The sequence below is a fragment of the Desulfopila aestuarii DSM 18488 genome, from assembly GCF_900143695.1.
In the GTDB taxonomy this organism is placed as follows: Bacteria; Desulfobacterota; Desulfobulbia; order Desulfobulbales; family Desulfocapsaceae; genus Desulfopila; species Desulfopila aestuarii.
Genome location: NZ_FRFE01000001.1, coordinates 404673 through 430916, shown reverse-complemented (window position 1 = coordinate 430916; position 26244 = coordinate 404673). Strand labels below are relative to the sequence as shown.

The following is a 26244-nucleotide window of genomic DNA, read 5'->3' as shown; positions in this document are numbered from 1 at the left end:
GCGAGAGGGTTGAACCAGTAAAAGAAGGTGAGCTGACCAGGGTGGTCAATATCTAAGAATGATTCTTCAAACACCAGATTTGACTATAACTCATGGTAATCTCGAAGATGCTAAGTTCCTCTTCTTTGTCTGGACTATCCCTGCTGGATTCTTTCGAGTTGCAAGGAGCTATACCATCCTGACCTATCGGTTCGAGCATTCAGACATGGCAGCATTCTTTAAGCTCAATGGAATTAAGTACAGGATAGAGAAGCCAGACCCTGATAGACAGAAGGAAATAGCTGAGAAGGCCAAGGAGCTGATCACCTTGGTAGATGCACCTAGAGGAGTTACGGCAGAAACAGATTCCAAATACTCACTCAGCATGAGCTGGTACGACAAGGCTACACCTGGAACTCTCTTGAAGATACGAAACTCTATAGGTGACAGCCTGAAGCGTACGCATAAGGTGCCTAGGGAGGATGTTATGTGGACGTGCCCATCTAGTTATAAAGATGCCAGAGCAAATGGTAAGGGCAAGCACATAGGTATCAAAGGCTACGCTACGTACAAGAAGGGTGGCCCTACCCAGCATGTTCCATGGAACTGTAAAGGGACTAACGACTATGCAGGCAGGAACTTTATAGTATACCTCTGCAATGTCTGCTTTCATCCTGCTCTACCTAAGCACCTAAGCAAGCATGGAATGGTGATGAATGAAGATGAGCACGCTCTATCATCTCTCCTGCAATTCATATGGCGCTCTGCTATCAGGAAGGGAGAGCCAATCAAAATAATGATCGTCAATCCAAGAATGCGGAAGCTCCTGGAGGACTGGATAGCCTCTATCTGATCCTCTCTGCATCTTGCCCATTCTGGCCCTAGCAGCTCCATAGCGAGCCGATAGGGCTACGTCTTAAAGAAATACAGAGAGCGAGTTCCGTTGCACCTATATGGCTCTCAGGCGCTCCTGGCAGGACTGTACATCCTAGATGGGGCTCGATGCGCCTAACAACTATTTCACACTTAATGCGCAAACGATGTGCGCAGTCGCCTATTTTATTCTAATAATTACAGTATGTTCTAGACAGAATCCTTAGAAAGGGATACCCTGGAAATTCTGCTACATCCATCCCATTCTGGCCCATATCTAGGACTGTACATCCTGTACCAGCCATGATGATTCGTGCGCCGAGCTTCTGGATCATTGACAGACTTGGCGTAGCAAGAATGACAGGCTTGGCGTAGCCAAGGATGGCAGGCTTGAGTCGCCCAGGATGGCTGATCCTGAGCGAAGGTGTGCAGGTCTCCCTGCTTGTTTTAAATTCTTTATGCTTCTAAGGAAGCTAAGTGCCAGAGAGTGCTGGAACGTTCTATGGCAGCAAGATGCCAAGATGCAGGATGGAGAGCAGCTTACCTCTATGCATCTACTAGCACTCTCTAGTACGTTCTACTATTCTCTAGTACTCTCTTGGTTACACTCTTTATAGAAACCCTACCTAAGTACGTAAGTAGGTAGGGTACTAAGCTCTCTATACAACCAAGTATCTCTAGTACTCTCTAGTACGTTCTAGGACAGCTTGCCTCTCCTGCATCTACTAGAACTAGATAGAGCTTTCCATTGCATGGAGCCAGTTGGCAGTAGCCAACAGGTTAGAGGTAAGTAAGCTAGGACAGCTTGCCTCTCCTGCATCTTGTAGCTAGTGCCAGAACGTACCTGTAGATGCAGACTAGGTAGCAATACAATCTATCCTTTTCATCAATACTCAACCCGTGCTAGTGCATCTCTCATTACGAGTAGGTTCTGCTTTGAGTTCCACTGGATGTACTGAGCAGTGATGTCATTGCTCTTGTGGTTAAGGAGCCTCTTCACCATGAGAAAGTCAACACCAGCTTCAGAAGCTCTTGTAGCGAACGTCCTGCGCAGATCATGACATTTAAAAACAACCCCTATAGCCTTTGACAATCGTTTCAAGGTGGGCCTCTCATCTACTAAATGGCGGTCACTATGCTGGGGAGAAGAGAAAACGTACATAGAACCATTACTGGCCTTCTTGAGAATCTCATTAATGACTGGCGTGATAGGCAGATAATGCGGCCTGCAGTTCTTGGTATCCCGGATGACGATGCAAGACACGTCATTGACCGTCTCGATATCCTCCCATTTCAACCGTAGCGCCTCGTTCTTCCTAAGACCAGTGTAGAGCATCAAGTGAACAGCAAGGGTCATAGGGTGTGTCTCGTTACGGGTGACCTGGAGCAGTCTCCTGACCTCCTCGGCTTTCAGGTAATGCTCCCGCTTGATGATGCTCCGGTCGATGCGTTTGAGCTTCAGAACGGTCACAGGGTTGTTCTCAATGAGTTCATCGGCACAGGCATAGTTCATCAACGCCGACAGTATCCTCATGGTCTTTGTTGCCTGTGAGTAGGTCGGTTTTCCCTCATGAACGCCATAGTCTCTGATCTGAAAGAACAGCTTCTCGACCATCTCCTTGGTGATAGAGGTCACAGGCTTATCTATCCAGTCCTTGAGATAGAACCGAACGACCTGCGTGTGGTTCTTTAAGGTGCCGGGCTTGAGGCGGTCGCCCTTGGTGTAATCCTTGAACAGATCCCCCAAGGTCACCTTGGCTTTCCGACTCTCCTCTCGTTGACCTGACTGAACATCCCGGATGAAAGCAAGAGCCTGTTTCCTTGCGTCCTGAAGCGTCAGCACCGGATGAGACCCCAAGGTTTTCCTATGCGATTTGCCTTCGTGCCAAACCTCGGCGAGGTATTTGATGGTCCCAGAAGGAAAGACCCGCAGTGCGAACCCCTTCAGTTCACTGTCACGGATGAAATACTCTGAAGATGAAGGACGAGCGGAACTGACAAGCTTTGAAGTGATTTTGGACATTTCCATGCTCCTCTACTGAAGATGTACTGAAGAGGAAATGCATGAAAATCGGGTGTGATGAGGAGTAAAAGCTTACACCCAAAACACCTGGAAACAAAAAGCACTTACCCGGCAACCAGGATAAGTGCTTGTTATTCCTATGGTGCCGGAGGTCGGAATCGAACCGACATGACCTTGCGGTCGCTGGATTTTGAGTCCAGTGCGTCTACCAGTTTCACCACTCCGGCGGTAGAGGTTGTATATACCGTACTTTTTCCTTACGAGTCAAGAGGAAAGCGGAATTCTTTCCGAGGAATTGGTCAGATCGTGTGACGAAATGTAAAGTGCTGACAGTGTTGGTGAAAAATGGTCAGGCAAACAGCAGGCTCTGTTTTTTTAACCTTCACCACGATAGCTGCGGTAATGGCGAAGAACGGTGCGAACATAATTCTGGGTTTCAGGATAGCTGGGAATGCCGCCTGCCCGCTTGACTGCACCTGGCCCGGCATTGTAGGCAGCCAGAGACAATCTGAGGTTGCCATTGAAGGTATCAAGCATCTGGCGCAGATAGCGGGCGCCACCGTCGATATTCTCCCAGGGGTTCAGAGGGTTTCGCACCCGAAGCTCACGGGCAGTTTCCGGCATCAGCTGCATCAGACCAATTGCACCCTTGTTGGAGGTGGCGCGGACATCAAAGCCTGATTCAGCCTGGATAACCGCTCTCAGCAGTCGAGGGTCAATATTGTACCTCGCCCCGGCAAAGCTGATATATTTATCAATTGAGCCGCTATAGCCCGTGGTTGGATAGTAGAACGATGCGCCAAAGGTGCTGGCAGACGGTTTAATTGCAGTAGCAAACTTCTTTTTCTCAACAAGTTCTGTGCAATTGCTATCTGTGGGGGTGTTGGTGAAACTGATCGAACCGTTCCGGGCGGTGCACATGTACATATCCGACGCCGAAGCACAGGCGGCCGACAACAGCAGCACGGCTGCGGTCACAAGGGTAATGAGATGTGTTTTACCGGTGTCTGATTGCACGAGTCCCTCAGTTCCAAGACCGGACGGTGGATAGAGTACCACCATCCGGCCACTACGTTGGTTCTATTTAGCCCGTTTTTCCCAATCGGCCAGGAACTGTTCCATGCCCTTATCGGTCAGTGGATGCTTGGCCAGCTGCGCAATAACCTTGTAGGGGATGGTGGCGATGTCGGCGCCGAGCAACGCAGAATCCAGAACGTGCTGGGGGCTGCGTATGGAGGCGACGATAATCTCGCTCTGGTAACCGTAATTGTCGTAGATAGTGACGATATCGCTGATCAGGTCCATGCTGGAGACGCCGATATCATCGAGACGGCCGACAAAGGGGCTGACGAAAGCGGCACCAGCCTTGGCCGCCAGAAGTGCCTGGTTGGCGGAGAAGACGAGGGTAACGTTGGTCTTGATACCTTCGGCAGCGAGCATCTTGGTGGCTTTCAGACCCTCAACGATCATCGGCACCTTGATGACGATGTTGTCGCTGATCTTGGCTAATTCCCGGCCTTCTGCGACCATACCGGCAGCCTCAAGGCTGACCACTTCGGCGCTTACCGGGCCGTCGACGATCTTGCAGATACCGGCCAGGATCTCTTCAAACGGCTGGCTTTCTTTGGCGATCAGTGAAGGGTTGGTGGTAACACCGTCCACCATCCCCATTTCCACACCTTTTTTGATTTCTTCTATGTTCGCTGTATCGATGAAAAATTTCATCTCGTTTCTCCTTAATGTTGATTTCGTGTGTTGCTCAGGCAGATTCCGGGTTTGTTACGACTCCGACCCTTCTTGGGCAACAAAAGTATTACAGCATTCCTCACTGCAGAAATAGACCATCGAGCCGCGATGCTTGAGGTGTATTGCCTGCTGTTTCGGAACAAGGCTGTGACATATGGGATCTTCCACCAGCACGTCCTGCACCGGTTCGTCCGGTTTGCGGGGGTCTGATGAAATAGTATCATCCCTGCTGCTCTTTGTACGACCTCCGGTAATCAGCCGATAGCCGATATACAGGAGAACTGCGATAACAAGTATACGTAGAGGGCTCAATTCGACCTCTTCCTAAGAGATAAAGAGCCCTGAACGGCTCGTCATTTCTGGTGAAAGACCAACAGGTTGACAGCCTTTTTCAGCCTGAGCGTTATTTCGCTGTTTCACACTCTATCACCTGCCATTGTATCCAAATATTCACATTCACCAAACTATTTTTTGCATCAACCACAACCACATCCATGACCTGCGTTTTTTATATCTGCGTCCGGGATGATGGCGACACCCACAGCCGAAAGTTATCCGGGCCAGTTGGATGGGCTTATTTCCTGTTTGCGCACGGCTCCCTCAGCCATCCTGATCTCCAGCCTTTCTTTGAGTTCCCTCACTGTTTTGCCCCTTCTGATGTCATAGAAGTCAGGAGCAATCTCAAGAAGCGGACTGAGAACAAACAACCGGTCATGCAGATGGGGGTGCGGAAGCACCAATTCCGGGTCGTCGCACTGTTCTTCCCCGTAGTAGAGCAGATCGAGATCGATGGTGCGATCCTGATAGCCAAAGGCCTGCTCATCACGTACCCGGCCTAGCGTGGCCTCGACCTCCATCAGCTTGGCCAGCAACTCTTCGGGGCCAAGCGCCGTGCGTAATTCACCCACCGCATTGGTGAACCAGTGCTGGCTGTGCATATCAACTGGGGCGGACACATATGGGCTGGACAGGGCGACAAGGTGGATTTTACTGTCCTGGCCGAGTATCTCCCAGGCCGCAAGCAGGGTCTCGGGGCTATTGCCCAGATTTGAGCCCATGCCGATAAAGACCCGGGCACTTTCATCCGCTTTCATTGTTTTGCTCCGGTTTGCATATTAAAGGTCCTGCAGACCGAGCACATCGAACATCGTGTAGATACCGTTTGGCCGACCGACCAGCCAGGCCGCAGCAGTCGTCGCGCCCTTGGCGAAGTGATCGCGACTATGGGCCCGGTGGGTCAACTCGATACGCTCACCTGGACCGGCAAAATAGACCGTGTGTTCGCCCACGATATCCGCCGCCCTGATGGTAGAGATACCGATCTCACCGGCTTTTCGTTCACCGATAATACCATTGCGCTCAAAGACCCCGACTTCGGCCAGTTTGCGGTTCACGCCTTCTGCCGCCAGCTCGCCAAGTTTTAAGGCTGTGCCGCTCGGAGCGTCCTTTTTCTTGTTGTGGTGTGCCTCGACAATCTCGATATCGAAGTCGTCACCAAGAATGGCGGCGGTCTTCTTGACCAGCTTGAAAAGCACATTCACACAGACCGACATATTCGGCGCCTGAACGCACGGAAAGTTCTTCGCCAGTTCAGCCAGCTCAGCCAGATTCTCTTCGGTGAGTCCAGTAGTGCCAATCACCATCGCCACATTCTTTTTGGCGGCAATGCGGGCAAAACCCATGGTGGCGGCGTGAAAGGTGAAGTCGATAATAACATCACCCTTATCGATCACGGATTCGAGACCGGGCTCGATCAGCACCCCGTTTTTCTGGCCAAGAGCCAACTCACCGACATCCCTGCCAATTGCGGGGTTGCCTTCAGCCTCGAAGGCGGCGGCAATCGTCAGCTGAGGATGGATGTTGACCATGTGGGCGATACGCTGCCCCATACGACCGGCGGCGCCGGCGATGATAACCTTGATCATGTCGTGTTCTCCTTATTGCAACAGGGACCCGTAAACACGGGTACCAGCTTTACAGCAGCTCGAGCTGAGTCATTGCCGCTTTCAGTTTCGCCATGGTCGGCTCATCGACCGGGGTGATCGGCAACCGCGGTGATGCGTCCCTGATGATATTCATCAGTTGCAGACCCTGCTTGGCCGGAGCCGGACTCGGGCAGGCGAACATGCACTTCATGAGTGGAAACAGTTTATAATGCAGCTCATTGGCACGGGCGATATCACCATCCAAAGCGGCCTCTACCATTTGTGCCATGGGACCGGGCAGCATGTTCGAGACCACTGAGATAACACCTTTACCACCGACAAAAACAGTCGGCATGGAGGTGAAGTCGTCACCGGAGAGCAAGATGAAATCCTTAGGACACATGCGGATAACATCACTCACCTGCTCTAGGCTGCCGCAGGCTTCTTTTATTCCGATAATATTGTCGATTTTTGCCAACCGGGCAACGGTCTCCGGTAACATGTTGATCACCGTGCGTCCCGGCACGTTGTAAAGAAACATCGGGATATCGACTGCCTCGGCCACGGCCTTGAAGTGCTGGTAGATGCCTTCCTGGCTCGGCTTGTTGTAATAGGGCACAACGGAAAGTACCGCATCTGCACCGCTCTCTTTGGCACTTTCGGTAAACTCGATGGCCTCAAGCGTATTGTTGGCGCCGGTACCGGCAATAACCGGGACCCGGCCAGCCACTGTCTCCACTGCCAGCTCGACCACACGCTTATGCTCATCAAAACCAAGAGTAGCGGATTCACCGGTAGTACCACATGGAACAAGGCCATGGATACCGCTTTTGATTTGATACTCGATCAGGTCCACAAACCCCTGCTCATCGACCTGGCCGTCGATGAACGGTGTGACAATAGCAGTAAATGCTCCGTGAAACTGTTTCATGACTCCTCCTGGTATTTCTCTCGTGTTTTTGCTGGTCGAAGAGCTGGTGTCGTTACAGCAGCGATTCGGCCGTCAGGTTTCCTGAATAGATTATTCGTGCCGGGCCCTGCAGGTAGACTTTCTGCGCCTCCGGGCCAGATTTCATGTCAAAATGGATCGTCAACCGGTCTCCGCCCGAGGTCTGTACCTCAACGGGTGAAACCAGTCCTTTGTGAATCGAGGCCATAATGGCCGAGGCTACCGCACCGGTGCCGCAGGCCATGGTCTCATCCTCAACGCCGCGCTCATAGGTGCGGGAAAGGATGGTGTTGTCGCCGAGGAGTCGCACGAAGTTGGCGTTGGTCCCGGCGGGTTGAAACAGTTCGTGATAGCGAATCTTTCTGCCCCATTTTTTCACAGGAACGTCGTTTGTGTCCACAAAAATCACGGCATGGGGCACGCCGGTGTTCACAAAGCTCACCTCATGGCTTTCGCCGTCGAGGTTTATCTCGAGGTTGAAGCGATAATCAAGGGGCTCAGTCAGAAGAATACGGACCTCTTCCTCACTGCCGATGATCTCCGCCTCGATTATACCGGCGATCGTTTCAAACTTCATGGTCCTGCCGGCAATGCCATGCTGAAAGGCAAAGCGGGCGGCACAGCGTGAACCGTTGCCGCACATCTCAGCCACCGAGCCGTCGGCATTATAAAACTGCCATTTAAAATCGGCGGTTTCAGTATTTTCGATAAGAATCAGGCCATCTGCCCCCGCCGAAAACTTCCGGCGGCAAACCTTGACGGCAAACTGGGCCTGCTCCTCATGCGGGATAAGACCGGCCCGGTTATCGATGATAATAAAATCATTGCCGGTGCCGCTCATCTTTTCAAAGGCTACTGGAAACTGTACGGTCATTGTACGCTCCTTTTTGATGGACTCGTAAAAAGCCCGATCTCCTTCGAACTTTTTCCAGAGTCCATCTGCATGGTAAGGCTTACTTTTTTACAAGAGAGTCTTTTGTGGCAGTTGTACTCTTTTATTGGCAGGCTATCAACAGAAGAGGCCCTTCAGCCGACCGTGACTGAAGGGCCTGACCCACCTGTCGGCAAAGCTGTCAAATCCGCATTAGTAGCGGGGTTTAGCCTCCGCCGATTTCTTACTCTCGTTGCCCTTGCCTGTTCGGTCATATGCCGTCACCGCATAGATGAAATACGCGTCCTCACCGGCACTTTCGTCAACAAAGGTGCTGTCCGGCACAGCGACGGTCCCGATCAGCCCAAAGCCACCGCCTTCCGACCGCCGATAGACGTTGTAACCGGCCACATCAGCTGCCGTGGAGGGCTCCCAGACCACTCGGATTCCCTTACCCGTATTGAACACCTCGACACCGGTCGGTACGGGTGGCGGGGTAGTGTCCACCGGGGTAACGATGACGGGCTCGGACGCTCCGCCAAAGACCAGGTCTTCGCCGAAACGCAATACAGACTGCACCTGATAGCTGTATTGCTGACCATTGACAACTTTGCGATCCACCGTAGACGTCTCGGCAACCGGGCTGCCGATGCGGGTATAGTCGTTTTCACCGGTTTTCCTGAGCAGTTGATAGAGGACATCGGTCTGCACCGGCTCGCCGTCGCGGCGACTGGTAACCGGCTGCCAATTCAGCTGCACACTGGAATCGGCAGCTGAAGCGGTAAGCCCGGTTGGGGGCACCGCCGGGACATGCCAGACAAAGGTAACGATATTAGAGTCTGCGCTCGCCGCCCACCAGTCACGTTTGGCCTGGACCTTGAAAAAATATTTATGGCCCTGCCGCAACAGATCGTAATCGTACGTGGCAATACGCCGCTTACCATCGACCACCGTCATGCCGCCATCCACCTCGATCGGTTCGACAAAGGGCACCGGACAGGTCGGACAATACTCGTCCAGCGGGATCTCGGCCCGGTAAAGGTCAAAAGCGGCAATGTCATTGATCTCTTCGCCTTTGATGTTTTTTCCGGGAAAGGTCCAGCTCAGCCGAACCTGGTCTTCCTGAACGGTGTAGCGGAGATCCTCAATGGCCACCGGCACCACCGTTGCCGGTGGCACAGGCGGAGTCTTGTAACCGCAGCCGCCTACTGTCAGAAGTGCTCCCAGCAGCAGGCCTCCTGCAATTCGTACCCCGCTGACTGAATTCATACCGAAATCCCCATCAGTTTTTCCGCCTTTTCAAGCGCCTCCTCGACCCGCGCCAGGCCAGTGCCACCGGTAGAGATACGGCTGTTTACCGAGCCATCAACCGTCAGCACCTCAAACACGTCTTCTTCGATAATCGGGGAGAATTTTTTCATCTCTTCCATCGTAAGCTGATCCAGCTCACAGCCCTTGCCAAGGCAATAGGCCACGGCTCTACCAACAATGCCGTGGGCCTCACGGAACGGCACATCTTTCAACACCAGGTAATCGGCGAGATCGGTGGCGGTGATAAAGCCGGTTTTGGTTGCTTCCTCCATCACCTCTGTACGGAACTTGAGGTTTTCCAGAAGCTCGGCCATGATCGATACCGAGGCAGTGACAGTATCGACTGTGTCGAATACCGGTTCCTTGTCTTCCTGGAGGTCGCGGTTGTAGGTGAGCGGCAATCCTTTGACGAGCGTTATAAGGCTCATCAGGCTGCCGGTAACCCGGCCGCTTTTGCCGCGAATCAACTCTGGAATGTCCGGGTTCTTCTTCTGCGGCATGATGGAGGAGCCGGTGCAAAACTTATCGGCAATCTCCACAAACCTGAACTCGCTCGACGACCAGAGCACCAGCTCCTCGGAAAGGCGGGAGAGATGCAGCTGAATGAGGGTACAGGCGCTCACGAACTCAATGGCGAAATCACGGTCGCCCGAGGTGTCCATGGAGTTGGCGGTGACTCCGGCAAAACCAAGGGCCTCGGCCACCTGCTCACGATCAATGGGCAGGCCGGTACCGGCCATGGCAGCACAGCCGAGCGGCGAGAGGTTCAACCGCTTTCTGCAATCAAGAATGCGCTCCTTGTCACGGCCAAACATCTCGAAATAGGCCAGCATGTGATGGGCGATCTGCACCGGTTGAGCACGCTGCAGATGGGTATAACCCGGCATCACATGACCGATGTATTTCCGGGCCAGCAGAACAAAGGCCCGGCGGATCCCATCGAGCAGCTCAGCCAGGATGTCACACTGGTCGCGCAGGTACATCTTGAAATCGAGGGCGATCTGGTCATTACGTGAACGGGCACTGTGCAGCTTGGCTCCGGCCGGACCGATCCGGTCCACCAGTGCCTTTTCGATATTCATGTGAATATCTTCGAGCTCGCGCCTGAATTCGAAAGTCCCCGCCTCGATATCCTGCTGGATCGAGGTGAGGCCATCGACAATCGCCTGCAGCTCCTCTTTTGACAGAATGCCCTGCGAGGCAAGCATTGTGGCATGAGCCTTGCTGCCGGCAATATCGTATTTATAGAGCCGTGAATCGTAGTGGATGGAGGCGGTAAACGCCTCCACCGATCCGGCTGTCGCTTCGGCAAACCGACCGCCCCAGAGTTTTTTGGAACCGCTTTCTTTTTTTGCCATGATCTTTTATTTGTTCTGCAAGGCTTGGATTCTCAGACGAAGGCCATTGAGGCGAATAAAACCGGTAGCATCACCCTGATCGTAGACCATGTCCTCTTCGAAGGTGGCAAAGCTCTCCTGATAGAGCGAGTTGTCTGACTTGCGGCCAACGGTAATACAGTTGCCCTTATAGAGCTTCATGCGCACGGTACCGTTGACGGTTTTCTGGGCGGCGTCCATGGTGGCCTGCAGCAATTCGCGCTCCGGAGAGAACCAGAAACCGTTGTAGATCAGCTCGGCGTAGCGCGGGATGAGCGAATCACGAATCTTCATAACCTCGCGGTCAAGAGTGATCGACTCAAGCGCCCTGTGCGATTCACGAAGCAAGGTGCCGCCAGGAGTCTCATAAACACCGCGGGATTTCATACCGACGAAACGATTTTCCACCAGGTCAAGACGGCCGATACCATTGGCACCGGCAACCTTGTTCAGCTTGGTAAAGAGCGCCAGAGGCTCCATTACAACCCCGTCGATAGCCACGGGATCACCGTTTTTAAACTCGATCTCGATATAGGTCGGGGTGTCCGGCGCCATTTCGGGAGAGACGGTCATTTTGAACATGGAGGCATCCGGCTCATTCCAAGGATTCTCTAAGATTCCTCCCTCGTAGCTCACATGCAACAGGTTCTCGTCGCAGCTGTAGGGTTTTTCCTTGGTGACCGGGACCGGGATATTATGCTTCTGGGCATATTCGACCAGTTTGGTACGAGAGGTGAGATCCCAGGTTCGCCACGGGGCGATGATCTTCAATTTCGGATCAAGGCCGATATACCCAAGCTCGAAACGCACCTGATCGTTGCCTTTGCCGGTGGCGCCATGGCTCACCGCATCAGCGCCTTCCTCGGCGGCAATGCGGACCTGCTCCTTGGCAATCAGCGGCCGGGCAAGAGAGGTGCCAAGCAGATAGGAGCCTTCGTAAATAGCGTTGGCCCGGAAAGCCGGGAAGATATACTCTTCGACGAATTCCTTCTTCAGGTCGGAGATGATCACCTTCTCCGCGCCAGTGGCCATACCTTTCTTCTCTACTGCATCCCAGTCTTCCTCCTGACCGATATTGGCGGAATAAGCCACAACCGGGCAGTCATACTGTTCAGTCAACCATGTCAGAATTACCGAAGTATCGAGGCCGCCGGAATAGGCAAGCACAATTTTTTTCACGTCCATCTCACAACCTCAAAGGGAAAGTGCAACTTGTTTGCATATGAAGGTGCTGTCAGCACCCCGCTATATTGTTGCCTGCTTCTCACAAAAAGCCGCTGGCACCAACGATTAATCTATAACTTCATGAAGCAGTGGAAGATGTTGAGGTTTTGACAAGGATAACAACCTGCGAAATACCACAATTAACAGGACCGGGAAATCTAAAGATGAAAAACTGAAAGGAACATTGAACCGGGCCTGGTTCGCAGGATAGTACCTCCCCAAACCTCTGCACCAACACCTACCAAGGAGAAAAGAAGTATCATTACATAAAATGACGGGGATTTGCAAAGTTTTTCCCCATTGCGAGGGTGTTACGGGACAAAATTTGTCAAAAGGAAAAAGCCGAAAGAGGTTGGTAACGGGAACGTCATCACCTCATTGCAATATTGAACCACCGGCTCTCGCGGTTTCGTGAGAGCCGGCAGGAAAACCCGGGAACTAGGCCAGTTCGCCAAAGGTCTCTTCCAGCGCCTGCATCAGCTGGTCAATCTCCTCACGGCTGACGACAAGGGGCGGCACAAACCTGAGTGCGGCATTACCGGCAAAGTTTATGATGCAGCCCTTGGCGAGCATCCGATTGACAATCTCGGTGCCAAGTTCGACCCCACGCTCGGTTAATACCAAACCGAGCATCATGCCAAGACCGCGGGTCTGGGCAGCCAGCATTGGAAAACGGTCCGCCAGCACCTTCAGCTTCTCGATAAAATATTGCCCTTTCGCCTGCAAATCGGTAAAAAACCCATCTGCCAACATCACTTTAAGGGTCGCCACAGCGGCGGCAGAAGCAACGGGATTGCCGCCGAAGGTAGAGGCGTGGGTTCCCGGTACCAGAAACGCCGCCAGTTTTTCGGTGGTCAACATGGCCCCGATCGGCAAACCATTACCCAAGCCCTTTGCGGAGGTCATGATATCCGGCACCACTCCCAGCTGCTGGTAGGCAAAGAGCGTTCCGGTACGGCCAATGCCGGTCTGCACCTCGTCGAAAATGAGCAGCAATCCGTGTTTATCACAGAGAGCCCGCAATCCCTGGAGGTATTCCTTTTCCAGCGGACGGACACCACTTTCCCCCTGAACCGGTTCACAGAGAATGGCACAGGTCGACGGGCTAATACGCTTCTCCACCTCAGCCAGATCGCCAAAGGGGGCATGGTCAAAACCATCGGGCAGCGGCTCAAACCCTTTGTGAAATTTGGGCTGACCGGTAGCGGCCACGGTGGCAAGGGTTCGCCCATGGAAGGAACCTTCCAGGGAAATTACCCGGTATTTGCCCTCACCGCTTGCGATTCGAGCCAGCTTGATCGCCGCCTCGTTGGCCTCGGCACCGCTGTTGGCCATGAACACCTTATCGGCAAAGGTATTGGCTACCAGCAGTTCGGCCAGCTCGGTCTGGGGACGGGTGTAATAGAGATTCGAGACGTGGACCAGCTCGCCGGCCTGGCGGCAGATGGCCTCGGTCACCGCCGGATGGCAATGGCCTAAACCTGCCACGGCTATGCCTGCCAGGAAATCGAGATATTCACGGCCGTCGGCGTCGATCAGCTTACACCCCTCACCCTTCACCATGGCCACCGGGTACCTGGCATAGTTACCGACAAATACCCGGTTACCCTTCTCTTTCCACTCTTCGTTTGCCTTTCCCATCAGTAGATCTCCGTGCCAACCCCTTCCCGGGTGAACATTTCCAGTAAAATAGCGTGCTCCACTCTTCCATCGACGATGTAGGTCTTGCCTACCCCGTTTTTCACCGCAGTTTCGCAACAGCGCACCTTGGGAATCATGCCACCTGCGATCGTTCCGTCATCAATGAGCCCTTCGAGTTGATCACGGGAGAGGCTCTGGAGGAGATTCCCCTCCTTGTCCTTTACCCCGGGAACATCGGTCAGGAGGATCAACTTTTCAGCGTTCAGCGCTCCGGCAATGGCACCCGCCACCAGATCGGCATTGATGTTGTAGGCCTGGCCATCCTCACCGACACCAACCGGCGCGATAACCGGGATGAAATCGCCTTTATATAGGATTTCGAGCACTCCGGCGTTGATCTTGGTCACCTGGCCAACCCGGCCAAGATCGATCAGTTCCGGCGGCTTGTTTTCCATCTCGGCACTCTCGGCCTTAGCACTCATCTGCAGCTTGCGGGCACATACCAGATCGCCGTCACGACCGGAAAGCCCCACCGCCTTACCGCCGCAGTGGTTAATCAGGCCGACGATCTCTTTATTGACCTTACCGACCAGCACCATCTCCACCACACCCATGGTTTCGCCGTCCGTCACCCGCATACCCTGGACATAACTCGGCTTGATGTCGAGCCTGTCGAGAAAACGGTTGATCTGCGGCCCGCCGCCATGCACGATGACCGGGTTGATGCCGATCTGTTTGAGCAGGATGACGTCGAGGGCGAACTGCTTTTTCAAATGTTCGTCCACCATGGCGTGCCCGCCGTATTTAATAACCACCGTTTTGTGCCGGAACTCCTGCATATACGGTAGCGACTCAATCAGGACCTTGGCCTTCTCAATGCTTTCCTTCATAGACGTATCCATGGCTGTAGTCCGCAATGACGCGTCAAGCCGGTTAAAAAATAATAAGTGGAAATTTTCATGAACAACACATGAAACATCCGGGCTCAAGTCGTGTTATCAGATAGTTGAGGTACCGGGGAAAAGACGTTGCCGAAAACAGACATCTATAGTACTGACTCCGAAAACGCAAGTAAAGAACTCTCTCTTGCATAATATATACAACACTCTACAATGCAGGCGCTCCCTGCTGACGGAGTGGAAAAAACTCAGCCCGGCTCCCTGGCCATTCATAGCTCCCCTTTACTTTTTACAAACCGTGGGCTACACTGGGTCCGGTAATTGCATGAAACACGACCGCCTAGCGGTTCAATGATAATGGAGAACAGGCATGACTATCCGGTTTCGACTGCTTTCCGCGCTGATTTTCAGCGCGTTTTTCTTCTGTAGCACAAGTCTGTACGCTGCCGCCAAGAAAGAGGAATCACCCATCACCGTCGAAGCGAATCACATGACATCGGTGGAAAAGGAAAGCTCCGTCATCTTTACCGGTGATGTCGATGCCCGCCAGGCCAATGTCCGGATTCGCACCGACAAGATGATCGTCTATTACACGCAAAAGGCCAAAGAAGAGGCCCAAGCGGAAGCAAAGCAGAAGGTCGAGAAAATGGTCTGCAACGGTAATGTCCAGATCACCCGGGACGACTGGCTCGGCACCTCCAAAGACATGGTCTACCTCTCGGCCGAACGGCAGTTTATCCTGATCGGCGATGCCAAGGCCTGGCAGGGAAAGAACATGGTCAGTGGCGACAAGATCATCTACTATATCGATGAAGGACGCTCCGAGGTCGTTGCGGCCCCTGCCGGCGCCAAGAACGGTAAAGGCAAGGATCAGGGCCGGGTCAAAATGACCATTATTCAGGAGTAAGGCACTGCCTTATTTGAAGGACAGCACACAGCACATGGCATTGCTCGAAACCCGAAATATCATCAAGACGTATGGCAACCGAACTGTTGTCAACGGCGTCAGTCTCCAGGTCCACACCGGCGCAGTTGTGGGACTGCTGGGACCAAACGGTGCCGGCAAGACCACCTCGTTTTATTCCATCGCCGGCTTTATCCGTCCGACGAAAGGCTCAATTCTGCTGGATGGCGAGAACATTACCAAACTACCCATCCACAAGCGCGCCTTAAAGGGCATCTCCTACCTGGCGCAGGAGCCCTCAGTCTTTCGTAAACTGACAGTCGAGGAGAATGTCCGGATCATCCTGGAACCACTTGGTTTACATAAAAATGAGATCAACAATCGCATTGAGGAGTTGATGGCCACGCTGAAGATAGAGTATCTTCGCAACAATCTTGGTCATGCTCTTTCAGGCGGTGAACGGCGAAGGGTTGAGATCATGCGGGCCCTTGCGACCCGGCCACAGTTCATCCTCCTCGATGAACCTTTTGCCGGAATCGACCCCTTGGCCGTAGGCGAACTACAGAAGCTGATCCGCAGCCTGAAAGACCTGGGGCTGGGAATATTGATTTCCGATCATAACGTTCGGGAAACACTTCAGGTATGTGATTTTGCTTATATCATGAATGCCGGGCAGATCTTAACAAGCGGCGTTGCCAATGATATAATCGAGAGCGAAGTTGCCCGAAAGATGTATCTGGGCGAAAATTTCACCATGTAGGTACGGCGCAATTATGGCACTGGAACTCAGACAACAACTCAAGCTGGCACAAAAACTGGTCATGACGCCCCAGCTGCGTCAAGCGATCAAGCTGCTCCAGCTGAACCGTCTCGAGTTGACCGGCGCCCTGCAGGCGGAACTGGAACAGAACCCCGCCCTGGAAGAAGATCTCTCCATAGGAGAGACTATTGAGTTACCCCCTGAACTGCGTTCCAGCATCGAACACACCGAACCGGCTCAGGAAGCAGATCACACAGAGCAGGTAGCGGTACGTGAAAGTCTGGGCGATGTCAACTGGGAAGACTACTCCAACAACTTCGACTCCAACTTCTCGTTTGCCCACGAAACACCGGCCGCCGACGCCCCGTCTCAATTCGATTTCATCTCCGAAAAGCCAGGCCTGATCGCCTATCTGCGATGGCAGCTCGCCCACTGCGAACTGGACGAAAAAGAGATGGAGGTGGCGCTCTATATTATCTGCAACCTCAATCGCTACGGCTTTCTCGAGGTAACAATCGACGAGATTATCGCCAGCACCGAGTCGAACCCCGATGAGGTCGACTATGTGCTTGAGGTGATTCAGGATCTTGACCCTCCAGGCATTGCCGCCCGCGACGTCAGCGAGTCGCTCTTTCTGCAGCTGGAGCGGATGGGCAAAGGCAAGAGTTTGGCCGCAGTCATTGTCCGAGACCACCTGAGCCTGCTCGAGGTGCGCAATTACAAAGAGCTGATGAAGGTCACAGGCCGCAAGAAAAACGATATCCTCAAGGCTATCGATTTCATCACCTCTGAGCTCACCCCCTATCCGGGACTGCCCTACGCCACCGACGATACCAACTATGTCGTGCCCGACGTCTACATCATGAAGGTCGACGACGACTACGTGATCCGCTTAAACGATGACGACCTGCCGAATTTAAAACTTTCCAGTCATTACCTTGAGCTATTACAAAGCGGCACCAAGGATCTCCAGAAAGACTCGCGCAGCTACATCGCTGAAAAAGTGAAAAGCGCCGAATGGTTCATCAAATCGCTCTACCAGCGGCAGCGCACCATCTACAAGGTCATGGAGTCAATCCTCAGGTTCCAGCGCGACTTTTTCGAACGCGGACCGAAGTACTTAAAGCCGCTAATCCTGCGCGACGTTGCTGAAGACATCGAAATGCACGAGTCTACCATCAGCCGGGTCACGTCCAACAAATATGCCCACACCCCGCAGGGTATCTACGAGCTGAAATACTTCTTCTCCACTGCCATCCCGCGAGAAGGGGAAGATGCACTTGCCGCAGAGTCGATAAAGACCCGGATCCGCCAGATGATCCAGGAAGAAGACAAGTCCAAGCCGCTCAGCGACAGTGCCATCTCCGATATGCTGGCCGAGAGAAATATCCAGATTGCCAGGCGCACAGTGGCCAAATACCGGGAGCAGATGAAGATACTGCCGGTCAAGCACCGCCGCCAGAACAGATAGTCATCCTGTAACAACAAAGGGGAGAGAATAGTTCATGAGCCTGCTCGAACGCGTCTACTCCTTTCATCAGGACCTTTTAACCAACAGCTACCCCAACGCCACCACCCTCGTTGACCGCTTCGAGGTCTCTTTAGCCACAGCCCGGCGCGATATCGCCTACTTGCGGGACCGTTTGATGGCTCCGCTCGCCTTCGACAACCGTCGGAACGGCTTCTATTACACGGAAAGCGATTTTTCCCTGCCCTTTACCGAAAGCCCGAAAGTCACCCTGCTCCTCGGTATGCTGAGTAAATTTGCCCACGAAGCGGGACTGCGCGAACTGCCCGAAGTAATGCAGCTTGAGAAAAAGCTCTCCTCCATGCTTTCCGCCGACCATGCCCGGTTGATGCAGAGCCTTTATTGCGAATGGATCGAGGTTGAACATATCGACACCGAAATTTTTCGAGTGATTTTCGAGGCAGTGGTCCAGCAGCGAACCATCGCCATCGACTATTCGACCAAGGCTACTACCAATTCTTCACGGACCATCGAGCCACAGAGGCTCTGCAATTACCAGGGACGCTGGTACCTGCTGGCTCACTGCCGATTACGCCGTGAAATGCGCATGTTCCATATCGCGAGAATCACCAGGGCAGAACTCGGCAACGAAAAAATCACCTTTGTTCAAGGTCTTGAAGAGGACTATCTGCAGTCATCCTTTGGCATCTTTAAAGGTACAACTCCGCAGACAGCGGAAATCCTCTTTACCGGCACTGCTGCGGAACTTGTACGGCACCAGCACTGGCACCGGGATCAGATAATTACAGAGGTCGAAGACGGGGTCATATTGCAACTGCCGGTCAGCGATGACCGGGAAATTGCCATGAAGGTACTGCAATATGGCTCGCAGGCAAAGGTTCTCGCCCCGAAAAGCCTTCGCCAGAAGGTGGCAGGGGAAATCAAAACCATGGCAACATTCTACGGGTAGAACCGGCATAACTCGAATGGACCTGAGAAAGAAACGGGGATTTGGAAAAATCTCACGAGGATAAGCTTCTCAATCCGTTACGATTCCCTTTGTCATCTGCTCTGTTGTGGCTATAGTCTTTTTTGTGCAGACAACGTATAAAGAGTAGAGTTTGTTGTTCTCCTGCGAGAAGGCTGTTTTTATCTCAACACCACACAAGGGGGCACCCACCATGTCATCAGGATGGACCAGCGCTGTCATATGTCGTTTTGTTTTTGTGCTCGCAATCCTGCCTTTTATGAGCTCCTGCTCGACATTACTTTCCAACACGCTCATCGAGCCTACTGTTGCCAATCTGCAGAAACAGACAGATCTCGATCTGGTGTGCGAAGGCTCACCGGCCTATCTGCTCATGATCGACAGCCTGATTGCTTCCGATCCGGAAAGTCGTAATCTGCTCAGAGTCGGCTCCCAGGCTTACAGCGGCTATCTGGCCGCCATGACGGAGTGCGGCCTGCCTGAAGAACGTATCGATGCGGTGGCCCAAAAGAGCCGGCTGTATGGCACCACGTTGATTGCCCAGATGCTGCCCATCGCACCAGGTACCGATGCAGCCGAATTTGAAAAGCGCCTTGCCGGTCTCCGCTCTTCCCAGGTACCCGATCTGTTCTGGGGCACACTCGCCTGGCTTGGGTGGATTCAGGCTGAACAGGGCGCACCAGCGGCCATGGCCGATCTCGCCACGGTGGAAAAAATAATGGCCCGGCTCCTGGAGCTTGATGAAAGCTACCAGATGGGTAGTCCTCACCTCTTTTTCGGGGCTTACTATGCCACCCGGCCACCCATGTTCGGTGGAGATCCGGAAAAAAGCGCCCAACATTTTGAAAAGGCCCTGGCATTCTCCCACCATAGATTCCTGATGGTCCAGGCAACCTATGCCGAAACGCTGGCCCGGCAACTTTTTGACCGTGAACTTCATGATCGGCTTTTGCAGGAAGTGATGGACTTCCCCATTGGCAATGCCCCTGACCAGGCCCTCAGCAATCAGATCGCCAAACGACGGGCCCAGCGGCTGCTGGAAGAAGACTTTTTTGCGGAGTAGGAAGAGAGAAATACTTAAGTTGCAACATGGAAACAAAGCGGAGAAAAATATGCGATTCATTATAGTTGTACTCATGACACTGTTGCTGAACAGCAGTCTCGGTGTAAACAGTGCTCAGGCCGGTCCCAAACACCTTTTCAAGATCGCCTCCCTTGCTCCGGATGGCTCGGTCTGGGTAACCCAGTTTGAAAAGTTCACCAAGGAAGTCACCGAAAAAACCGGCGGAGAAGTAGGTTTTCGGGTCTATGCCGGCGGGATCATGGGTGACGATCAGGCCATGTATCGCAAAATGCGGGTGGGCCAGCTCCACGGCGGCGGTTTCACCATGACCGGTATCGCCTCGGTTGTCCCGGATTTCCGCATCATGTCCATTCCTTTTCTGTTTAACAATTACCAGGAAGTTGATGCGGTGAGTGAAGGCCTCATGCCACTGTTCCAAGAGCAGTTCAGCAAACAGGGACTTGAATTCATCGCCAGAACCGAGGTCGGTTTTATCTATACGATGTCCACCAAACCGGTGGTCAGTACCGAAGAATTGAAAAAATCCACCATATGGATTCCCGCCGGCGACCCATTGGCGGCAACCTTCATAGACCAGATCGGCCTCTCTCCGGTACAGCTTTCCATCCCCGATGTCCTCTCCTCATTGCAGACCGGGCTGATCGATACCGTTTTCAATTCGCTCTACGGCTCGATTGTGCTGCAATGGTTCACCAAGGCCAAATACGTAACCGATAACCCCTTCGGCTACGCCTATGGCGTCTTTTTGCTGGATAAAAAGAAATTTGACAAACTGCCGCCAAAATATGCCACGATTATCCGGGAATCGGCCGCCAAACATTTCTCGGTACTGATCGAGGAGACCCGTAAATCAAACGACGAATCAAACCTGGTGCTGAAAAAGCAGGGTGTCACCTTTGTAAAAGCCAATCCCGATTCGCTCCGAGAGCTCCAGACCTTTCGCCAGAAAACGATAGATAAAGCAATGGGCAGCGCTTTCTCGGAAGCAACCTACAACAAGATGATGAAGATTCTCGACACATATCGTGCTGCCCATAAAACAAGCGGGCATTGATCCATCCGCCATGACCAAACCGAAGAGATCATCGCTCGCGCAGAAAGGAGCCCGATTCGAGGAGCTGGTGCTTTGCCTGCTTTTGGGCTTCATGATCGTACTGGCATGCGTACAGATCGCACTGAGGACCTTCTTTGGTGGCGGGTTGCTCTGGGCCGATCCGCTCTTGCGGTATCTGGTTCTCTGGAGCGGCCTGCTCGGGGCCTCCATGGCCACCTCGCGCGGTGAACATATCGCCCTTGATCTCGCCGGCTACCTGCTGCCGGAAAAACTGCAACCACTGGTTCAACTGGCCTGCCATCTGTTCGCCCTGATCACCTCCGGATTTCTCACCTGGGCTTCGATCCTTTTCATACAAAGTGAGATCGAATACGGTAGTCCCGGTCTCCTGGATATCCCCACCTGGGGCTGGAACATGATATTTCCCTTGGCTTTTTTACTGATCACCCTGCGCTATCTGGCCCTGGTTTTCACCACCACTACAACCATATTGCAGGGCCATAAGAGCACCACAGGAGTGAGGCAATGACACTGTTTAAAATCATTACCCTTCTCCTCGCAATCTTAGGTGCGCCACTTTTTCTGGTTATCTCGGCGCTGGCCCTCATCTCCTTTTCTTCTGTGGATATTGACCTTTCAGTGGTGGTAATCGAGATGTCGCGGCTCGCCGACACGCCGATGCTCATTTCCCTGCCGCTCTTTATCTTCGCCGGTACCCTCCTCTCAGAGAGCAAGGCGCCAGAGCGTATCCTCATGCTCTCCCGGATCTTCCTGGGCTGGATGCCCGGCGGGCTCGCCGTGGTTTCTCTTGCCGTCTGCGCGGTCTTCACCGCATTTACCGGCGCCTCGGGCGTGACCATATTCGCTCTCGGCGGCCTGCTGCTCCCCGCTCTCATTAAGGATGGCTATAACGAACGTTTTTCCATGGGGTTAATCACCTCTTCCGGCAGCCTTGGTCTCTTATTTCCACCGAGCCTGCCGCTTATACTCTACGGAGTCATTTCCGAGACCCGTATCGACCATCTCTTTCTGGCCGGTATTCTGCCGGGCCTCCTGATGCTCGTGTTGCTGGCGGCTTACTCCATGCGCCAAAGCCCGACAGCACCAGATAACAAGCAACGCTATTCCGGCAAAGATGCACTTTCCGCCTTGCGCCAGTCCGCCTGGGAACTGCCACTGCCGGTGATTATCCTTGGCGGCATCTATGGCGGTTTTTTCGTGGCCGGAGAGGCAGCGGCCGTCACCTGCCTCTATGTACTGATCGTCGAAGTACTCATCTATCGGGACATCAAGATTTCGGCCCTGCCCGGTATCATGAGTAAATCGATGATGCTCTTTGGCGGCATTCTTGTGATTCTGGCAGCCTCCATGGCCTCGACCAACTACCTGGTCGACCAGGAAGTGCCGATGCGACTTTTTGAGTTCATCCGTGAATATATTGACAGCAAATACACCTTCCTGCTGTTGTTGAACATCTTTCTCCTTATCGTCGGCGCCATGCTCGACATCTTTTCCGCTTTGGTGCTGGTGGTGCCGCTCATCCTGCCTATCGCCAATGGCTATGGGGTTGATCCCATCCATCTTGGTATCATTTTTCTCACCAACCTGCAGATCGGCTACTGCACCCCACCGGTGGGGTTGAATCTCTTTCTCGCCTCCTACCGGTTTGAAAAACCCATCGTAGAGCTCTACCGCTCAACGCTGCCTTTTCTTGCCCTGCTCCTCATTACACTTGTCGTTATCACCTATTTCCCGTGGCTCAGCCAGGTGCTGATTCGCACATTTGGTTGACTCGATCTCCCCTCAGGCCCCCTCTTTTTAAAGCATTTGTGATCAAAACACGTTTTATGATACGCTGATTATAGAGGTTCCAGCACAGTACCCGTAAGGGGATATCCAGGAGGACTTACATGACGATCTACTTTGATCCGGAAGGAACAGCCACAGGGCTCGAACAGTGCCTGCGTCAGGCATCTCAAGATGACAACATCTCCGGCCTTCTTGTGCTCAGCTGTGCTGCTAATGATTTTACCCCGGAAGCGATCGACCCGATCCTACAGCAGACTAAGGTAGCGCTGGCAGGCGGAATCTTTCCAAGAATTATTCACAACACGAAACTGCATGATAAAGGAACTCTGGTGATCGGTCTGCCGGATGTGGTCACCATCGAGACCATCCACCACCTCAGGGACCCGGATGCCGATTTTGAACATATTCTCGATCAAAAGCTCCCAGACAGCAGCGAAGTGCGTACCCTCATCCTCTTGGTGGACGGTTTTGCTCCCCGTATCTCTTCCTTTATCGAAAGCTTATTCAATGTCTTCGGCCTCGACTTCAACTATGTCGGCGGTGGAGCCGGTTCGCTTTCCATGGAACGAAAGCCCTATATCCTCACCAATGCAGGCATGGTGATGGATGCCGCGGTATTGACCTTTCTGTCCACACCAAGCGGGATCGGTGTCGGCCATGGCTGGCAGGAAATGTCCGGTCCATATCAGGTGACCGGCATCGGCCCAAGTGCCGTCCAGACTATCGAATGGGAACCGGCGTTTGATTTTTACCGAAAGACCATCTTTGAAAAAACAGGAATCCACTGCAACAGGGAAAGCTTTTTCGACGTTTCCAAATATCATCCCTTCGGCATCAGTCGGCTGGGCGGGGAACAGATCATCAGAGACCCTTATCAGGTCGAAACTGATGGATCACTGGTCTGTATCGGTGAGATCCAGGAAGGCGCATTCATCTCTATCATGCAGGCTGAGGAAAATCATCTCATTGAGGCAGCTGCAGAATCCCTCCGTCTGAGCCTGCAGGCACTGCCTGCCGATGACACCGTCGGCCTGTGCTTTTTTGTCGATTGCATCTCACGTGTCATTGTTCTGGACACAAATTTTCAAAAAGAACTCGATGTGGTCAGCACCACTGGCCAACCCCTCGTCGGCATCTGCTCCATGGGTGAAATCGCCAATTCCGGCACCGACTATCTTGAGCTGTACAACAAAACTTCGGTTATGGCAGTCCTGGCAAAACGATGAACTTTAAGGCCCTGGAAATACAGATTTACTTTGAAATTGCCATGGCCATTGGCAACAGCCTGGACCTGCAGAAAATGTTGCAGACCGCCCTGTCGGCCTACCTGCGCAAGCTCAGCTGCGCCACCGGCATGGTACTGGAACTGCAATTACAAAACGGTTGCTATAACTATGTCCCCTGTTTCGCGATTCCAAGAAACACCAATAAAAACCCTGTCTACACCTCTATCCTTGGCCAACTACCGACAGCATTCAACCATGAAGAGCTGGACAGTTTTCAGAACACCCTGCCGCTCAGCGGCTCGATCGACGACCGGCACCACTTCCACATCACCCTGCTTCCCGATTTCGGCCTGCTGCTGCTTATCCGCAGTAGCCAACCTCTCGAGGCAAGAACCCTCTTTTCGCTGAAACAGCTCAACAAAAAACTCGCCGACTCCTGCATTGCCTGTCTCCAAAAAGAGAAAATTGAGGCAATGAACCAGCAGCTCAGCCATGAAATACATCAACGAAAAGGTGCCGAACTGCAGTTGAAAGAACTACTCGGCAATCTTGAGCAAAAGGTCAGTCAACGGACAAAGGCCCTCAGGGAAAGTGAGACACGCTATCGGGCCATTTTCGACAATATTCAGGATATCTTCTTTTCGCTTTCGCCGGAAGGCAGAATCCTCGAGATCAGTCCATCGGTAAAGACGACCCTGCAGTATCCCCGTTCCAGGTTGATCGGCCGCTCGCTCCGCTTTCTCGGTTTTCGCCAGAAAGACATCGACCACCTCTCTCACCAGCTGGAAACGTATGGTAACGTGAAAGATTTTCAGATCAGCATGCATGCCCGGGACGGGGTTCGCCACTACTTCTCAATGAACGCTATTCTCACCATGGGCTCTGGTAGTAACCTATTTCAGATCGTCGGGTCACTGAGGGATATAACCCAGCAGCATGATATTGAGCAGTCCAAAAAGGTGCTGGAAGAACAGCTGCAGAATTCGCGAAAAATGGAAGCGCTCGGTCTCCTTGCCGGCGGTGTGGCTCATGATCTGAACAATGTACTCTCCGGCATCGTCAGTTACCCCGACCTGCTGCTGACCATGATCGATGACAAGAGCCCGCTCAGGCGCCCCATAGCCACTATCCGTGAATCCGGTGAAAAAGCGGCTGCTATCGTCCAGGATTTGTTGAACATGGCGCGAAGAGGCGTGGTCCAGAAAGAGACGATCAACCTCAACCCCCTTGTCGCCGAATATCTGAAATCACCGGAACATGAAAGGCTTATCGGCAGCCATGACGGCATCACCATCATCACCAAACTGCAGCCGGATCTCCTCAATCTGAAAGGATCAGCACTGCACCTGAAAAATGCACTGATGAATCTGGTGCTCAATAGCGTCGAAGCGGGTGCCGACCGTATCATCGTCACCACCGAAAACACCTGTCTGGAAGGGAAGACCTTTACGGACAACAAGATCCCTGAAGGGGAGTATGTTATCCTCCAGGTGAGCGACAATGGTTCCGGCATCTCGGAGGAAGATCAACAGCGCATTTTCGAGCCGTTCTACACCAAAAAGGTGATGGGAAAAAGTGGCACAGGCCTCGGTATGGCCGTGGTATGGGGGACCGTCCAGGATCATGGCGGCCATATCACCATCGACAGCAAACCTGGCTCCCCCACCACCTTCCGGCTCATCTTTCCCAGCTCCCGTGACAGTCTGGTCAAACAGGAAACTATTGAACCGCACAGGGAAATCCTCGGCAAAGGTGAGTCCGTGCTGATCGTTGATGACAGCGAACAACAGCGGCAAATTGCCCAGGCCACCCTGGCCGCTCTCAACTACAGGGTGCACCTGGCGGCAAGCGGTGAGGAAGCGCTTCTCTTTCTGCAGCACTCCTCATCTTTTCCGGATATAGTAATCCTCGATATGATCATGGAACCTGGCATCGACGGTCTTGACACCTACCGGCTTATCCGAGATCTGTATCCTGAACAGAAAGTGATCATCGCCAGCGGCTACTCGGAAACCGTCAGGGTCCGGGAAGCGCTCAGGCTGGGTGCGCTGATGTATATTAAAAAGCCGTACCTGTTAAAAACGATCGGCACTGCGCTTCGCCAGTGCCTTGAACCAACAGAAGCAGCATAACA

At 53.0% G+C, this 26244-nt stretch carries 24 protein-coding genes and 1 tRNA gene; 11 read left to right on the top strand and 14 right to left on the bottom strand.

Annotated features, from left to right (window positions below):
* Positions 1-58 precede the first annotated feature (58 nt).
* Positions 59-832 carry a hypothetical protein gene (locus BUF15_RS01815; protein ID WP_073611707.1) on the top strand — a complete coding sequence of 258 codons (774 nt, stop codon included), beginning with the start codon at positions 59-61 and terminating at the stop codon, positions 830-832.
* A 906-nt stretch (positions 833-1738) separates the two neighbouring features.
* Here the strand turns inward: BUF15_RS01815 and BUF15_RS01810 are convergent.
* The 14 genes from BUF15_RS01810 to argB form a co-directional block, all read right to left on the bottom strand.
* Positions 1739-2875, bottom strand: coding sequence for a tyrosine-type recombinase/integrase (locus BUF15_RS01810; protein WP_073611706.1), 1137 nt, complete (start codon positions 2873-2875; stop codon positions 1739-1741).
* A 140-nt stretch (positions 2876-3015) separates the two neighbouring features.
* Positions 3016-3102 (bottom strand) — tRNA-Leu (locus BUF15_RS01805).
* 148 nt (positions 3103-3250) lie between these two features.
* Positions 3251-3892 carry a transglycosylase SLT domain-containing protein gene (locus BUF15_RS01800; protein WP_234981079.1) on the bottom strand — a complete coding sequence of 214 codons (642 nt, stop codon included), beginning with the start codon at positions 3890-3892 and terminating at the stop codon, positions 3251-3253.
* A 63-nt stretch (positions 3893-3955) separates the two neighbouring features.
* Positions 3956-4600: a fructose-6-phosphate aldolase gene (fsa, locus tag BUF15_RS01795; protein ID WP_073611705.1), complete on the bottom strand. Its 645-nt coding sequence runs from the start codon at positions 4598-4600 to the stop codon at positions 3956-3958.
* Between the two features lie 54 nt (positions 4601-4654).
* Positions 4655-4933, bottom strand: a complete 279-nt coding sequence (locus BUF15_RS01790) for a hypothetical protein (protein WP_073611704.1) — start codon at positions 4931-4933, stop codon at positions 4655-4657.
* A gap of 239 nt (positions 4934-5172) precedes the next feature.
* Positions 5173-5715 (bottom strand): 2-amino-4-hydroxy-6-hydroxymethyldihydropteridine diphosphokinase, encoded by a 543-nt coding sequence (gene folK / locus BUF15_RS01785; RefSeq protein ID WP_073611703.1) that lies wholly within the window; start codon positions 5713-5715, stop codon positions 5173-5175.
* A 21-nt stretch (positions 5716-5736) separates the two neighbouring features.
* A complete protein-coding gene (gene dapB / locus BUF15_RS01780; RefSeq protein WP_073611702.1) occupies positions 5737-6546 on the bottom strand; it encodes a 4-hydroxy-tetrahydrodipicolinate reductase in 810 nt (269 codons plus the stop codon).
* A 49-nt stretch (positions 6547-6595) separates the two neighbouring features.
* Entirely contained in the window at positions 6596-7477 is an 882-nt protein-coding gene (gene dapA / locus BUF15_RS01775) for a 4-hydroxy-tetrahydrodipicolinate synthase (RefSeq protein ID WP_073611701.1), read from the bottom strand.
* Between the two features lie 52 nt (positions 7478-7529).
* Positions 7530-8369 (bottom strand): diaminopimelate epimerase, encoded by an 840-nt coding sequence (gene dapF, locus BUF15_RS01770; RefSeq protein ID WP_073611700.1) that lies wholly within the window; start codon positions 8367-8369, stop codon positions 7530-7532.
* Positions 8370-8579: 210 nt separating this feature from the next.
* Positions 8580-9635 (bottom strand): fibronectin type III domain-containing protein, encoded by a 1056-nt coding sequence (locus BUF15_RS01765; protein WP_073611699.1) that lies wholly within the window; start codon positions 9633-9635, stop codon positions 8580-8582.
* Entirely contained in the window at positions 9632-11035 is a 1404-nt protein-coding gene (gene argH, locus BUF15_RS01760) for an argininosuccinate lyase (protein WP_073611698.1), read from the bottom strand. Before argH ends, BUF15_RS01765 begins: the two co-directional genes overlap by 4 nt.
* A gap of 6 nt (positions 11036-11041) precedes the next feature.
* Positions 11042-12238, bottom strand: coding sequence for an argininosuccinate synthase (locus BUF15_RS01755; protein WP_073611697.1), 1197 nt, complete (start codon positions 12236-12238; stop codon positions 11042-11044).
* A gap of 477 nt (positions 12239-12715) precedes the next feature.
* The gene (locus BUF15_RS01750; protein WP_073611696.1) at positions 12716-13918 is read right to left on the bottom strand and encodes an aspartate aminotransferase family protein; all 1203 of its coding nucleotides are present in this window, start codon (positions 13916-13918) and stop codon (positions 12716-12718) included.
* The gene (gene argB, locus BUF15_RS01745) at positions 13918-14808 is read right to left on the bottom strand and encodes an acetylglutamate kinase (RefSeq protein ID WP_073611695.1); all 891 of its coding nucleotides are present in this window, start codon (positions 14806-14808) and stop codon (positions 13918-13920) included. The genes BUF15_RS01750 and argB overlap by 1 nt, the downstream gene beginning before the upstream one ends.
* Positions 14809-15187: 379 nt before the next feature.
* Between argB and lptA the strand changes: the two genes are divergently transcribed.
* The 10 genes from lptA to BUF15_RS01695 all read left to right on the top strand — a co-directional run bounded on the left by lptA (position 15188) and on the right by BUF15_RS01695 (position 26242).
* On the top strand, positions 15188-15724 hold the full coding sequence (lptA, locus tag BUF15_RS01740; protein ID WP_073611694.1) for a lipopolysaccharide transport periplasmic protein LptA: 537 nt from the start codon (positions 15188-15190) through the stop codon (positions 15722-15724).
* 34 nt (positions 15725-15758) lie between these two features.
* Positions 15759-16481, top strand: coding sequence for an LPS export ABC transporter ATP-binding protein (lptB, locus tag BUF15_RS01735; protein WP_073611749.1), 723 nt, complete (start codon positions 15759-15761; stop codon positions 16479-16481).
* Positions 16482-16494: 13 nt separating this feature from the next.
* Positions 16495-17952, top strand: coding sequence for an RNA polymerase factor sigma-54 (gene rpoN, locus BUF15_RS01730; protein ID WP_073611693.1), 1458 nt, complete (start codon positions 16495-16497; stop codon positions 17950-17952).
* A gap of 34 nt (positions 17953-17986) precedes the next feature.
* Positions 17987-18919 carry a helix-turn-helix transcriptional regulator gene (locus BUF15_RS01725; RefSeq protein ID WP_073611692.1) on the top strand — a complete coding sequence of 311 codons (933 nt, stop codon included), beginning with the start codon at positions 17987-17989 and terminating at the stop codon, positions 18917-18919.
* 211 nt (positions 18920-19130) lie between these two features.
* Positions 19131-20000: a TRAP transporter TatT component family protein gene (locus BUF15_RS01720; protein WP_073611691.1), complete on the top strand. Its 870-nt coding sequence runs from the start codon at positions 19131-19133 to the stop codon at positions 19998-20000.
* A 49-nt stretch (positions 20001-20049) separates the two neighbouring features.
* Positions 20050-21075 carry a TRAP transporter substrate-binding protein gene (locus BUF15_RS01715; protein WP_073611690.1) on the top strand — a complete coding sequence of 342 codons (1026 nt, stop codon included), beginning with the start codon at positions 20050-20052 and terminating at the stop codon, positions 21073-21075.
* A 10-nt stretch (positions 21076-21085) separates the two neighbouring features.
* Entirely contained in the window at positions 21086-21604 is a 519-nt protein-coding gene (locus BUF15_RS01710; RefSeq protein ID WP_073611689.1) for a TRAP transporter small permease, read from the top strand.
* Positions 21601-22866, top strand: coding sequence for a TRAP transporter large permease (locus BUF15_RS01705; protein WP_073611688.1), 1266 nt, complete (start codon positions 21601-21603; stop codon positions 22864-22866). Before BUF15_RS01710 ends, BUF15_RS01705 begins: the two co-directional genes overlap by 4 nt.
* A 119-nt stretch (positions 22867-22985) precedes the next feature.
* Complete coding sequence (locus BUF15_RS01700; protein ID WP_073611687.1) at positions 22986-24110, top strand: FIST signal transduction protein; 1125 nt, start codon at positions 22986-22988, stop codon at positions 24108-24110.
* Positions 24107-26242 carry a hybrid sensor histidine kinase/response regulator gene (locus BUF15_RS01695; protein WP_073611686.1) on the top strand — a complete coding sequence of 712 codons (2136 nt, stop codon included), beginning with the start codon at positions 24107-24109 and terminating at the stop codon, positions 26240-26242. Before BUF15_RS01700 ends, BUF15_RS01695 begins: the two co-directional genes overlap by 4 nt.
* Positions 26243-26244: the final 2 nt, after the last annotated feature.

What these genes read in the sequence shown, in the direction of transcription:
- BUF15_RS01815 (WP_073611707.1), top strand. Translation starts at nt 59, where the DNA reads ATGATTCTTCAAACACCAGATTTGACTATAACTCATGGTAATCTCGAA.
- BUF15_RS01810 (WP_073611706.1), bottom strand. Translation starts at nt 2,875, where the DNA reads ATGTCCAAAATCACTTCAAAGCTTGTCAGTTCCGCTCGTCCTTCATCT.
- fsa (WP_073611705.1), bottom strand. Translation starts at nt 4,600, where the DNA reads ATGAAATTTTTCATCGATACAGCGAACATAGAAGAAATCAAAAAAGGT.
- folK (WP_073611703.1), bottom strand. Translation starts at nt 5,715, where the DNA reads ATGAAAGCGGATGAAAGTGCCCGGGTCTTTATCGGCATGGGCTCAAAT.
- dapB (WP_073611702.1), bottom strand. Translation starts at nt 6,546, where the DNA reads ATGATCAAGGTTATCATCGCCGGCGCCGCCGGTCGTATGGGGCAGCGT.
- dapA (WP_073611701.1), bottom strand. Translation starts at nt 7,477, where the DNA reads ATGAAACAGTTTCACGGAGCATTTACTGCTATTGTCACACCGTTCATC.
- dapF (WP_073611700.1), bottom strand. Translation starts at nt 8,369, where the DNA reads ATGACCGTACAGTTTCCAGTAGCCTTTGAAAAGATGAGCGGCACCGGC.
- BUF15_RS01765 (WP_073611699.1), bottom strand. Translation starts at nt 9,635, where the DNA reads ATGAATTCAGTCAGCGGGGTACGAATTGCAGGAGGCCTGCTGCTGGGA.
- argH (WP_073611698.1), bottom strand. Translation starts at nt 11,035, where the DNA reads ATGGCAAAAAAAGAAAGCGGTTCCAAAAAACTCTGGGGCGGTCGGTTT.
- BUF15_RS01755 (WP_073611697.1), bottom strand. Translation starts at nt 12,238, where the DNA reads ATGGACGTGAAAAAAATTGTGCTTGCCTATTCCGGCGGCCTCGATACT.
- BUF15_RS01750 (WP_073611696.1), bottom strand. Translation starts at nt 13,918, where the DNA reads ATGGGAAAGGCAAACGAAGAGTGGAAAGAGAAGGGTAACCGGGTATTT.
- argB (WP_073611695.1), bottom strand. Translation starts at nt 14,808, where the DNA reads ATGAAGGAAAGCATTGAGAAGGCCAAGGTCCTGATTGAGTCGCTACCG.
- lptA (WP_073611694.1), top strand. Translation starts at nt 15,188, where the DNA reads ATGACTATCCGGTTTCGACTGCTTTCCGCGCTGATTTTCAGCGCGTTT.
- lptB (WP_073611749.1), top strand. Translation starts at nt 15,759, where the DNA reads ATGGCATTGCTCGAAACCCGAAATATCATCAAGACGTATGGCAACCGA.
- rpoN (WP_073611693.1), top strand. Translation starts at nt 16,495, where the DNA reads ATGGCACTGGAACTCAGACAACAACTCAAGCTGGCACAAAAACTGGTC.
- BUF15_RS01725 (WP_073611692.1), top strand. Translation starts at nt 17,987, where the DNA reads ATGAGCCTGCTCGAACGCGTCTACTCCTTTCATCAGGACCTTTTAACC.
- BUF15_RS01720 (WP_073611691.1), top strand. Translation starts at nt 19,131, where the DNA reads ATGTCATCAGGATGGACCAGCGCTGTCATATGTCGTTTTGTTTTTGTG.
- BUF15_RS01715 (WP_073611690.1), top strand. Translation starts at nt 20,050, where the DNA reads ATGCGATTCATTATAGTTGTACTCATGACACTGTTGCTGAACAGCAGT.
- BUF15_RS01710 (WP_073611689.1), top strand. Translation starts at nt 21,086, where the DNA reads ATGACCAAACCGAAGAGATCATCGCTCGCGCAGAAAGGAGCCCGATTC.
- BUF15_RS01705 (WP_073611688.1), top strand. Translation starts at nt 21,601, where the DNA reads ATGACACTGTTTAAAATCATTACCCTTCTCCTCGCAATCTTAGGTGCG.
- BUF15_RS01700 (WP_073611687.1), top strand. Translation starts at nt 22,986, where the DNA reads ATGACGATCTACTTTGATCCGGAAGGAACAGCCACAGGGCTCGAACAG.
- BUF15_RS01695 (WP_073611686.1), top strand. Translation starts at nt 24,107, where the DNA reads ATGAACTTTAAGGCCCTGGAAATACAGATTTACTTTGAAATTGCCATG.